The 11,814-nt window shown below is 55.7% G+C and carries 9 protein-coding genes; 5 read left to right on the top strand and 4 right to left on the bottom strand.

Annotation, left to right across the window (positions count from 1 at the left end; translation table 11 throughout):
• Nucleotides 1-13 precede the first annotated feature (13 nt).
• Nucleotides 14-1,939, bottom strand: a complete 1,926-nt coding sequence (locus ACH6CX_RS11010; RefSeq protein ID WP_237064242.1) for a PrkA family serine protein kinase — start codon at nucleotides 1,937-1,939, stop codon at nucleotides 14-16.
• Nucleotides 1,940-2,309: 370 nt separating this feature from the next.
• On the opposite strand from ACH6CX_RS11010, the gene galE reads away from it, so the two are divergent.
• Entirely contained in the window at nucleotides 2,310-3,335 is a 1,026-nt protein-coding gene (galE, locus tag ACH6CX_RS11005; RefSeq protein WP_237064243.1) for a UDP-glucose 4-epimerase GalE, read from the top strand.
• A gap of 54 nt (nucleotides 3,336-3,389) precedes the next feature.
• Here the strand turns inward: galE and ACH6CX_RS11000 are convergent, their stop codons facing one another.
• Entirely contained in the window at nucleotides 3,390-4,481 is a 1,092-nt protein-coding gene (locus ACH6CX_RS11000) for a CapA family protein (RefSeq protein WP_396675408.1), read from the bottom strand.
• A gap of 312 nt (nucleotides 4,482-4,793) precedes the next feature.
• Between ACH6CX_RS11000 and ACH6CX_RS10995 the strand changes: the two genes are divergently transcribed.
• From ACH6CX_RS10995 to ACH6CX_RS10980, 4 genes are all read left to right on the top strand, one after another.
• On the top strand, nucleotides 4,794-6,050 hold the full coding sequence (locus ACH6CX_RS10995) for an HlyD family secretion protein (RefSeq protein WP_396675407.1): 1,257 nt from the start codon (nucleotides 4,794-4,796) through the stop codon (nucleotides 6,048-6,050).
• Complete coding sequence (locus ACH6CX_RS10990; RefSeq protein ID WP_396675406.1) at nucleotides 6,050-8,182, top strand: peptidase domain-containing ABC transporter; 2,133 nt, start codon at nucleotides 6,050-6,052, stop codon at nucleotides 8,180-8,182. Before ACH6CX_RS10995 ends, ACH6CX_RS10990 begins: the two co-directional genes overlap by 1 nt.
• Before the next feature lie 243 nt (nucleotides 8,183-8,425).
• Nucleotides 8,426-8,662, top strand: coding sequence for a Blp family class II bacteriocin (locus ACH6CX_RS10985; protein ID WP_396675405.1), 237 nt, complete (start codon nucleotides 8,426-8,428; stop codon nucleotides 8,660-8,662).
• Between the two features lie 653 nt (nucleotides 8,663-9,315).
• Entirely contained in the window at nucleotides 9,316-10,119 is an 804-nt protein-coding gene (locus ACH6CX_RS10980; RefSeq protein ID WP_232940818.1) for a CPBP family intramembrane glutamic endopeptidase, read from the top strand.
• A gap of 43 nt (nucleotides 10,120-10,162) precedes the next feature.
• Here ACH6CX_RS10980 and ACH6CX_RS10975 read toward each other — a convergent pair whose 3' ends face one another.
• Nucleotides 10,163-10,975: a symmetrical bis(5'-nucleosyl)-tetraphosphatase gene (locus ACH6CX_RS10975; RefSeq protein ID WP_232940819.1), complete on the bottom strand. Its 813-nt coding sequence runs from the start codon at nucleotides 10,973-10,975 to the stop codon at nucleotides 10,163-10,165.
• Between the two features lie 31 nt (nucleotides 10,976-11,006).
• On the bottom strand, nucleotides 11,007-11,804 hold the full coding sequence (gene rsmA, locus ACH6CX_RS10970) for a 16S rRNA (adenine(1518)-N(6)/adenine(1519)-N(6))-dimethyltransferase RsmA (RefSeq protein WP_396675404.1): 798 nt from the start codon (nucleotides 11,802-11,804) through the stop codon (nucleotides 11,007-11,009).
• Between the last annotated feature and the right edge of the window lie 10 nt (nucleotides 11,805-11,814).

The following is an 11,814-nucleotide window of genomic DNA, read 5'->3' as shown; positions in this document are numbered from 1 at the left end:
CCCCTACAGCCGGTTACTGCGATTTGCGTACCCGCAGGTACCACTCCGATAACAGCCGAACCTGTTTCTCGGTATAACCCCGTTCCACCATGCGATCGACAAAGTCGGCGTGCTTCTTCTTGTCGTCCGCTGAAGCCTTGGTGTTGAAGGAGATAACCGGGAGCAGGTCCTCGGTATTGGAGAACATTTTCTTCTCGATCACTGCGCGCAGCTTTTCATAGGAGCGCCAGTCCGGGTTTTTGCCCTGGTTGTTGGCGCGGGCGCGCAGCACGAAGTTGACGATCTCGTTGCGGAAGTCTTTCGGGTTGGAGATGCCGGCGGGCTTCTCGGTCTTCTCCAGTTCCTCGTTCAGGGCGCCGCGGTCGAGAATCTCGCCGGTCTCCGGGTCGCGGTACTCCTGGTCCTGGATCCAGAAATCGGCGTAGGTGACGTAGCGATCAAACAGGTTCTGGCCATATTCGGCGTAGGACTCCAGGTAGGCGGTCTGGATTTCCTTGCCGATAAACTCCACATAGCGCGGTGCCAGGTATTCCTTGATAAAGCCCAGGTACTTCTCCTGGTATTCCGGCGGGAACTGCTCCTGCTCGATCTGCTGCTCCAGCACGTAGAGGAGGTGTACCGGGTTGGCGGCCACTTCGGTGGCGTCAAAGTTGAATACCTTGGAAAGGATCTTGAACGCGAAGCGGGTAGAGAGGCCGTTCATGCCCTCATCTACACCGGCATTGTCACGGTATTCCTGGATGGTTTTGGCCTTGGGGTCGGTGTCCTTGAGGTTCTCACCATCATAGATTCGCATCTTGGAATAGATACTCGAATTCTCCGGCGCCTTGATCCGGGATAACACGGAGAATTGCGCCAGCATGCGCAGGGTGTCGGGCGCACAGGGGGCCCTGTTCAGGGAGCTGTTTTCCAGCAACTTCTGGTAGATCTTGATTTCTTCCAGCACCCGCACGCAGTAGGGAACCTTGACGATATAGATGCGATCGAGGAACGCCTCGTTGTTGCGGTTGTTGCGGAAGGACTGCCACTCGGACTCGTTGGAGTGGGCGAGAATAATGCCATTGAATGGGATGGAGCCCAGGCCCTCGGTGCTGTTGTAGTTGCCTTCCTGGGTTGCAGTCAGCAGTGGGTGGAGCACCTTGATCGGCGCCTTGAACATCTCCACAAACTCCATCAGGCCCTGGTTGGCGCGGCACAGGCTGCCCGAGAAGCTGTAAGCATCGGGGTCATTCTGGGGAAAGTCCTCAAGCTTGCGGATATCCACCTTGCCCACCAGCGAGGAAATGTCCTGGTTGTTCTCGTCGCCGGGCTCGGTCTTGGAAATTGCCACCTGGTCGAGAATGGACGGGCGGACTTTCACCACCCGGAACTTGCTGATATCGCCCTGGTACTCATGCAGTCGCTTCATGGCCCAGGGAGACATGATGGTATTCACGTAGCGGCGGGGAATGCCGTAATCCTCCTCGAGAATCTGCCCGTCCTCTTCTGGAGAGAACAGGCTGAGGGGCGATTCAAACACTGGTGAGCCCTTGATGGCGTAAATGGGGATCTTCTCCATCAGCGCCTTGAGCCGCTCCGCCAGGGAGGACTTGCCGCCACCCACCGGACCCAGCAGGTAGAGGATCTGCTTTTTCTCCTCAAGGCCCTGGGCTGCGTGGCGGAAGAAGGAAACGATCTGCTCGATCGCTTCCTCCATGCCGTAGAACTCGCTGAAGGCAGCGTAACGCTTGATCACTTTGTTGGAAAAGATACGCGACAGGCGTGGATCGCGGGAGGTGTCAATCAATTCTGCCTCGCCGATCGCCATCAGCATGCGTTCCGCCGGAGAGGCGTAGGCGCTGGGGTCCGCCTTGCACAGCTCCAGGTAGTCCTGGATGCTGAGCTCCTCTTCCTGGATGGACTCGTACCTTTCCTGGTAGTGATTGAAAATCGTATTCATTGACAACTCCCTGTAGCGTGTCGGGCGACCTTCGTGTTCCAGTCGGGGCTCAGGCTCGCGGGATACTGCGCCGGGGGTGACCAGGCCATGGACTGTCGGCGAGATGGTGGCGCCCTGGGGGCGACACTGGTGCTGAATCGCGCTGCTGCGCTTAAACCAAAATCTATCTTTATTTCCGGTCCCTCGATGACCGGGCGGCGCTGCCGGGACGCGCCGGGCGAGGAAAATTACTTTTTGCTCTCGCTTTTCCAGCATAGCTCTCCCTTAAAGGGAGACGCCGGAGAGACCTCAATACAGGTTGAAAAGGGCGGCAGTTTTGCGCTCTACTTACGCCCCATTCCCGAGAACTAAAAAATGAAGGGCCAGACCCATGGCAATACTTGTGACCGGCGGGGCCGGCTACATTGGCACCCATACCTGCGTGGAACTGATCAGCGCTGGCTGGCAGCCGGTGGTGCTGGACAACCTGTGCAACAGCAGCGAGGCCGCCCTGCACCGGGTCGAGGCCATTACCGGCCAGCCGGTCAGTTTCCATCGTGGGGACATCGCCGATGAGCAGGTGCTGCGGGAAATATTTTCCCAATACCAGATAGATGCGGTGATTCATTTTGCCGGCCTGAAAGCCGTTGGCGAGTCGGTGGCACAGCCCCTGCGTTATTACGAGAATAATGTGGCGGGGACCCTGGCCTTATGCCGGGTCATGGAGGAGTTTGGCGTCAGGCAGCTGATCTTCAGTTCCTCCGCAACGGTCTACGGGGATCCGGCCAGCGTACCGATCCGCGAGGATTTCCCCACCGGCGCCACCAATCCCTACGGTGCCAGCAAGTTGATGGTGGAAGACATCATGCGTGACCTGTGCGCGGCTCCTGATGCGGGCTGGAAGGTCAGTCTGTTGCGCTATTTCAATCCCATCGGCGCCCACGAGAGTGGCACTATCGGTGAAGATCCCCAGGGTATTCCCAACAACCTGCTGCCATATGTTGCCCAGGTGGCCGTGGGGCGCCTGCCCGAGCTGCAGGTGTTCGGCGACGATTACCCAACCGTGGATGGCACTGGCGTACGCGACTATATCCACGTGGTGGACCTGGCTCGCGGCCATGTGGCAGCCCTGGAGAAGTTGGGCCGTGGGGACACCGACAGCGGCTGTTACACCTACAACCTGGGGACCGGTCGAGGCAGTTCCGTGCTGGAAATTGTAAAAGCTTTTGAAGAGGCCTCCGGTCGTGCCATTCCTTTCAAGGTGGTGCCGCGCCGCCCCGGCGATATCGCCGAATGCTACGCCGACCCGACAACGGCGGAGCGAGAGCTGGGATGGAAAGCGGAATATGACCTGCCGCGCATGGTGGAAGACACCTGGCGCTGGCAGTCGCAGAATCCGCAGGGTTACCAGGGCTGACCCTGACCTTGCCCGAAATAGGCGCCCACGCCTGAGCAGGTTGTGGGTGTGCTGCTACCAATTCAGGAAAAAACTGTTATCGGCCGCCCCCGGGCGGAGTAGCCCACCAAAGCGGCCGCACTCGCGGTCCAGTTCCTTCCTGAGCCACTCCCGGTCCATCGCCGGCGCCTGTTCCAGTCGCAAGCGCCGCGACTGGAATGGAATCAGCTCCAGCGACTTCAGCTCCCCATCTCCATTCAGCTCCAAGCAGTACAGTATCCGCAGGTCCGGCCGGAATTCCTCCTGGCCACCGATACCCTCGTAGTCATTAATCAGGTCACCGCAGCCATACAGAATCGGCCTGCCACGGTAAACTTCGATCGCCTTCGGGTGGTGGGAGGAGTGGCCGCAGACCAGGTCAATGCCACCTTCTATCAGCCGGCGGGCAAACTGCTGTTGCTCGGGGGGTACGGCGTATCCCCAGTTGCCGCCCCAGTGTACTGACACCATGGTGACGTCTCCGGGGCTGCGGATGGCGTTGATGCGACTAACAATATTGTCGGCCATCTCCGCTGACAGGTTGTCTGCACGGCACACTCCGGCCGTGTCCGGCGTGGCCGCCCAGACCGGGGGAATGCCACTACTGCCATGACCACAGGCAAGTACCAGCAACCTTTGCGTGCCAGCTTCCATGACAGCCGGCCTGCAGGCATCCTGTATCAGGTTGCCTGCACCGACTGTTTTGATTTCCACTTCGCGAAGACGCGCCAGTGTCTCTTCCAGTCCTGCATAACCCCAGTCCAGGACATGGTTATTGGCGAGGCTACAGATGTCGACTTCCGCCACCGTAAGGCATTGCAGGTTGACCGGGTGCATACGGTAGTGGATACCCTTGCCCGGCCAGCAGTCGTCACTGGTGGTGACAGCCGTTTCCAGGTTAATGACCCGTAAGTCTGGACGACGGGCCTGCATGACTGTAAGGGCACCACCCCAGATGTAGTCCGGTGAGACGGGCAGGGGAATGGGGCCATTGCGCTGCTCGGCGAGGGCTACATAGTCATAGGCAGATTTCAGCCAGGACTCGTAGATTCTCGGATTGCAGGGGCTCGGGAGTATCTGGTCGATACCCCGTCCGGTCATGACATCGCCGGCAATAAGCAGTCGCATATCCCGGGCCACTCCTTATAGACAAAAATAAAAACCCAATAACAGAATTTCTTCGTCTACATTTGAAATTATATTCTCAAGTAAAATTGAATAAAAAAATTAAACTCTCCATATGATTCTTGATTTGACGAGCATTTGGGGCGAATGAAGAATTTTAGTGCATAATTTTCTAATAGCTGTCAGAAATATTTTCATTTTTTTTCAATAGCTGAATGTTTATTCAAGGCTTGTAATTAAATGTAATGAGACAGTTTTGAATTTTACCAATATGGCATGTAAAACACCGTCCCTGTTTTCTTATTCAAGAGGGGAATGTCGGCGGTGTCAGGGTTGTTCCGTAACCAGGTATTGCAGCGACAAGCGGATCGCCTGCACGGGGAGATCCTGTTACTGCCTCGCCTTTCCCATTTGGCTATTCTGGCTCTGTTATTGATTTGGGTGATTGCAGTTGTCGCATGGCTTTGCAGCAGTAATTACGCGCGGCAGGAAACGGTGCAGGGTTGGCTTGAGCCAGCGTCGGGCGTGGTGCGTGTCTATACGGATAGCCCGGGCATCATAAAGCAGGTATTGGTAGAGGAAGGGGAAAGTGTTGTCGAAGGCCACCCGTTAATCGTGGTCAATGGCGATCGCATCCTAGACAATGGCAAGCACCTGGAATCTCTACTGTTGGCAGAGTATAAAAGTCAGCGCCAACTGCTTAATGAGCAGTTGGCGCGCAGCGAGAAGATCTACCGGCAACAACTACAAGACATACAGCAACAGACTACTGCGACGAGACAGGATCTGTCGTTGCTGGAAAAGCAAATTGTGACGCACACTCGTCGCTACACACTAATTTCGGAGCAGGCGGAGCGTTACCGGATTCTCAACGATAAAGGCCATGTTTCCTCTGCAGAGCTGGAAAGTGTGTTGGCGCAGGAACTGGAAATGCGCGCCGAGCGCCAGAGCCTGGAGCGCAACCGAGTCAAGCTGCAAAGCCAGATCCAACAATTAAAAAGCAAAATGGTGTTGCTGCCAGAAGAGCATGCCGATGTCGCCGACCAGTTGCGCGCGAGGCTTTCGGATCTGGCGCAGCGGGTTGCCCAATTGCATGGGAAACGCGCCTACATCGTCAAGGCTTCCCGGGCGGGCGTAGTCAGTAATTTACAGGCTGAAGAGGGGCAACAGGCGCAAACAGGAGTCCCAGTCCTGTCCCTGGTGCCCGACGGACAAGCTTTGACAGCGCAGTTGCTGGTGCCAGTCCGCTCCGCTGGTTTTCTCGATGCGGGTCAATCCTTGAATATTCGTTACGACGCCTTTCCTTTCCAGAAATTCGGGCTCTATAGCGGCAGCGTGCTGGAAGTCTCCGATACGGTCATGCTCCCAGATGAGCTGCTCAACACGCCTGTATCGGTACGTGAGCCTGTGTTCAAGGTTTCCGCGCAGCTGTCTCAGCCATCGGTCCGCGCTTATGGCGAGAATTTCCCGCTCAAGCCGGGTATGACTCTATCCGCCGATGTGCAGCTCGCCGAACGCAGTCTTCTGCAGTGGCTGCTGGAACCCATCTATAGCCTGAAGGGACGGCTGTAATGGACGCGACTGCCCAGCAAGGAGCACGCCAGCCGCGCCCGGAGCAACTACTGCATTTTGCTACCGGTCGACGCCTGCCGGCAATACAGCAGACAGAGGCCGCGGAGTGCGGTCTGGTATGCCTGGCGATGATTGCCGGCTTCCATGGCTACGATACGGACCTGACAGCGCTACGTAGGCGTTTCAGTATTTCGAATCACGGTACCAACCTCAAAACCCTGATGGACATGGCCGGCCGCCTGAATCTGGCAGGCCGCGCGCTGCGCCTGGAGCTGGAGCAGCTGGGAGAGCTTCAACTTCCCTGTGTGCTGCACTGGGATATGAACCATTTCGTGGTATTGAAGTCGGTGCAGCGCAGCAAGGTGACTATTCACGACCCTGCGATGGGCGAACGGGTGCTGACCCGTGAAGAGTTCGGTCAGCACTTTACCGGTGTTGCCCTGGAGCTCACGCCCACACAAGAATTCCAGGCGGGTGAAGATCGCAAGCACCTGAAGCTTCGTCATTTCTGGTCGCGTGTCACGGGGCTCAAGCGCAGCCTGGTACAGGTATTGCTGCTGTCCCTGTTGTTGCAGATTTTCGCCGTAGTCGCCCCTTTCTATGTGCAGACGGTGGTGGATGATGTCATTCTGCGCGGTGACGAAAACCTGTTGCTGGTACTGGCCATAGGCTTCGGTTTGTTGCTGTTGATACAGACCGGCACCAGCGCTCTACGCCAATGGGTGATACTGTATATTTCCAGCCGGCTCAACATGCAGATGGCCGCCAATCTCTTCCGTCACCTGATCCGGCTGCCAATGAGCTATTTCTCAACTCGGCATATGGGGGATGTGGTGTCGCGCTTCGGCTCCCTTAGCCAGGTTCGGGAACTGTTGACCACAGGGCTGGTCGCGGCGTTGGTGGACGGGGTTATGGCCCTTATCACGCTAACTGTCATGTTCTTCTACGACGTAGAGCTAACACTGTTAGTCCTGCTGATAGTGATGCTGTATGCAGTGCTGCGCCTACTACTTTTCCGGCCGTTGAGGCTGCTTACCGAAGAAAAGATCGTGGCCCAGGCGAAACACGATTCGCATTTTATGGAGTCCGTGCGCGCCATCCAGACTGTGAAGATATTCCAGCGCGAGAATGACCGCCAGGCGCAGTGGCAAAATCGCCTGGCGGATACCATCAACAAGGATATCCGCATCACGCGCTGGAATATCGGCTATGACACCATCAATCGACTCCTTTTTGGTCTGGAAAATCTGCTGGTCATCTATTTTGCCGCCACTGCGGTGATGGGAAATCTTTTCACGGTAGGGATGCTTTACGCCTTTATCAGCTATAAGACCCGATTTGTAGAGTCTATGGATGCGCTGATCGTTAAATGGATCGAAATCAAGATGCTCGGTCTGCACCTGGATCGTCTGTCCGATATTGTTTTTACGCACATCGAAGAAATCGACTCGGTAAATACCCTGGCGATAGGGGGCGGTGAATCTAAGCAGACCCTTGGCGGCACTATCGAAGTACGCAATCTGGGCTTTCGCTACGGTGAGGCGGAAGCACCCGCCTTCCAGAATCTGAACTTTTCCATCGAAGCAGGGGAAACTGTTGCCATTGTTGGTCCCAGCGGCTGTGGCAAGACAACGCTCCTTAAATGTCTGATGGGACTGCTAGAGCCGAACGAAGGCGAAATACTGATTGACGGTCAGCCACTGAAGCAGGTGCCTAATTTTCGCTGCCAGATCGCCGGTGTTATGCAGGACGACCAGCTGCTCGCCGGAAACATAGCCGATAACATTGCCTGCTTTGAGCCACAGCCGAATCTGCAGCGCATTGCGTACTGTGCTCAAATGGCTTGTATACACGAGGAAATTCTCGAAATGCCGATGCAGTACAACACGCTGGTGGGCGATATGGGAACGAGCCTCAGTGGCGGGCAGAAGCAAAGAATTGTGTTGGCGCGTGCGCTCTATCGTGCGCCTCGCATACTTTTCATGGATGAAGCGACCAGTCACCTGGATGTGGCGAATGAATCTTTGGTCAACGACCATATCAAGCAGCTCGCTATTACCCGGGTATTGGTGGCTCATAGGCCGGAGACGGTCGAATCTGCAGGGAGGCAGATAGAACTGATTGGCAGTTAGCCAAATCTTCATTGAGATAAGGAAATAGAGTTATGAAAGAACTGGATGCCGCTAGCCTTGAGCTTGTAGTGGGTGGAGCAACGGATACTGAGGCTGCCATCTCTGGTGGTTTGATGGGAGCTTTAGGGGGCGCTGGAGCAGGTGTTGTAGTAGCTACGGTGGCTGCTACGCCCTTGGGCCTGAGCGTCTTGGCGGGGGCGGCCGTTGTAGGCGGTATTTCTGCAGCGTGGTCATTTGCGACTAATGAGAACTAAGGAGGGAGATATGCAAGAGTTAAATCGAGATCAACTTGAGGCTGTGGTAGGCGGCTCAGAGATGACGGCGGTTATTGGAGGAATGTCGGGAGGAGCGTTAGCAGGTGCTTCTACCGGTGCTGGCATCGGCTTTGCCATCGGTGGCCCTGCGGGGGCGGCTGTTGTTGGGTTGATGGGGGCAGGCATTGGAGGTATATCCGGTGCACTAGCTGCAGCGTTTCGGTAGTTCTTGTAGGGCCCTCGCTTAGAGGGCCCATGCACTAGTATTCAATAGGTGTTAAGAATAGTAATTGATCCTTTGGGGCCGTTGCATGGTTAAAACTGCTGGAGGATATGGGCTTACTCTATTTGGGAATTACTAACACTGTTATTATGTGTTTATGGTTAGGCGTTTTTTCCAGGCTTTTATGTGGTGCATTATCCGGTGAGTTCATATGGGAGCCGATGTTTTAGTTTGGCTAATCTCTAGGTAAAGAGTTCTTCGAATAATTGGCTTGTGTCTTGATTGATTGTTTTGTGGTTGAGTATTTTGGTTTGATTTGGTCATGAATATTATCTTTTTTTGGGTCTCTGTATTAGTTTCTTACTTTCTGGTGGTTTATTTTTCATCGCTGAATTTTAGCTGGGTGCCTGTCTATATTATAAATGCTGTCTTTATAGGGGTTTCGATTTACTATCGTTACTTGAGAGGATAGAGGATGGGTTTTATAAATAATGGAATGAAGAAAGCGAGCAAGCTTTTATCTATAGTATAAAGATGTAATTGAATTGTAGCCGATATGGCTGCAATTTATTTTTCAGTGAGACTCTTAGCAGTTTAAAATGATGAAATTTACGTCGAATCGTGAGCCTGGATAAAAATGATAAGGGAAATCAGCAATGAATTTTTCTGAAGAAAGTATGTCTACTAATACAGAGGAATGCGGCCAGGGGCATCTCCCAAAATGCGGACTGTTGCCAAATCCTTGGTACGCCACTAGCTGGCTTGTCGTATTCGCAATCCTTCACTTTGTGGGCGTTTTTCTCTATATCGCCGGCTATGGTGGTTACCTGGGTGCGCAGCTGGGAGCGCAGGGGGAGGTTGTCGATCCAGCGTCGATCCAGCAGGCCGTGGAGATGCATATCCAGACGCCCGCTGCGTTGGCAGGGATGTACCTGACCCAGTTCTGCCTGATATTGCCTGCGCTATTGTTTGCATCCAGATTCGAGACCCAGACACGGCGGGCGACGCTGGCCATTTCCGGTTTCCGGTTGGACTCCCTATGGCGCTGGCTGTCATTACTCGTGGTATTCATGATCGCACAGGTGGTGACGGTGAAGTCTCTCGGTGTCGAGCAGGGGGAATTTATGCAGATGCTGGCGGGCAGTCGCCATTTGCCGCTGGCGCTGGTGGTGGTATTCGCCGCGCCGTTACTGGAGGAGTTGCTGTTTCGGGGATACCTGTTTGGGGCCTGGCGACAGACCCGGCTCGGTTTCAGTGGCACTCTGTTGCTGACCTCTGGCTTGTTTACCCTGATGCACTGGGGGCAATACCACTGGGTGCAGTTGAGTTTCGTTTTTGTACTGGCGCTATTGTTGGGGCTGGCACGGGAGAAGAGCGGTTCGGTATTACTGCCGATGCTGCTGCACTTGCTGAATAACCTTGTCAGTGCGGTTGTGGTTATATATCTGGGAATCTTGTAAGGCGTCCCGCAAGCCAGTATTCACTGTGGGATACTGGCTCGCTTTATGAGCCGCAATCCGCACAAAAAAACTTCTCATCACTAAGCCGCATTGCAGTCAGATACCCGCCCCAGACACAGCCAGTATCCAGCGCATAAACGTTCTCGGTATCAGCCCTTCCTTCCAGCGCCGCCCAGTGGCCAAAGATGATCTTGTCCTTCCTGGTTTTGCGCTCTGGAAAGCTGAACCAGGGGTGGTAATCGTTATGCTCCGCTTCCGGACCGCGCTTGGTGACCAGGTCCAGAGTGCCGTCGGCCTTGCAGAAGCGCATGCGGGTGAAATAGTTGGTGATAGAGCGCAGGCGCTCGATGCCCAGCAGGTGCTCGTTCCAGCAGTGCGGCTCATTGCCATACATGCCGTAGAAGAATGCCTTGGCGAGGGCGTCGTCAGCAAGGGCGTGGTGTACTTCCCCGGATAGCTCGATTGCTTTGGTGATACTCCAGATGGGCGGTATGCCGGCGTGGACCATGGTGAAGCCCTTCTTGTGGACTACCAGTGGCAGGCTCTGCAGCCACGTCAGTAGCTTGTCGGCGTCCTTCGCACGCAGGACCCTGGCCAGGTCGTGCTCCCTGTCTGTCAGGCGCTTGGCGCCATGGGCCAGCGCCAGCAGGTGCAGGTCGTGGTTACCCAGTACCGCGGTCACCTGGGAACGGTGTTCGTAGAGGAAGCGGAGGGTGCTCAGGCTGTCGTGGCCGCGGTGCACCATGTCGCCGGCCAGCCAGAGCTTGTCCCGGTCGGGGCGGAAGTGGATTTTATCCAGCAGGCGCATAAACGGGTCGAAGCACCCCTGGATATCGCCAATTGCGTAGGTCGCCAAAACGCTGTCCCTGTGTCTCTGCTATGCCGATTCAGGATTCGAGTGTGGCACAGTAGTTTGCCAGTTCGACAAACTCTTTCACACTGAAGGTCTCCGGACGGCGGCTGGCATCCAACGGCAGGGCAGCGGTGTCCAGGTCGGGGTAGAGCGGCTTGAGGGCATTGCGCAGGGTCTTGCGGCGCTGCTGAAAGGCCACGTTGACGATGCGTTCCAGCAGGCCTTCGTCGCTCGCCGCCAGCTCTGGTTTGTCGCGGGGGGTGAGCCGGACAATAGCGGATTCCACCTTGGGCGCCGGCCGGAAGGATTGCGGCGGCACCGGGAACAGGCCCTGTACGCGGCAATGGTACTGCACCATTACGCTCAGCCGCCCGTACGCCTTATTCCCGGGCGTGGCACTCAGGCGGTCCACTACCTCTTTCTGCAGCATAAAGTGCATATCCTGGACCATGCCGCGGAAAGAGAGCAGGTGAAAGAGCAGGGGGGTGGAGATGTTGTACGGCAGGTTGCCGACGATCCTGAGTGGCTTGTCCCGGGCCAGGGTGCTGAAGTCGAATTTCAGGGCGTCCTGCTCAATGATGCTGAAGTCGGGGTAGTCGCGAAACTTGAACTCCAGCATCGGAATCAGGTCGCGGTCAAGCTCAATGGCAGTAAGGCCGGGGCAGCGTTGTAGCAGCAGCGCGGTGATAGCGCCCTGACCGGGGCCGATTTCCACCAGCCGGTCTGTCTCCTTCGGCCCGATGGCGCGCACAATGCGCTCGATGATGTTTTCATCCACCAGGAAGTTCTGGCCGAAGCGCTTGCGCGCTCTGTGCTCGAAAAAATTATCCATAGAAAGAGTC

Origin of the sequence: Microbulbifer sp. JSM ZJ756, from assembly GCF_044383805.1 — a bacterium.
Classification (GTDB): Bacteria; Pseudomonadota; Gammaproteobacteria; order Pseudomonadales; family Cellvibrionaceae; genus Microbulbifer; species Microbulbifer zhoushanensis.
Note: the sequence above shows the minus strand (reverse complement) of the source record. Positions and strands in the feature narration are given on the sequence as shown.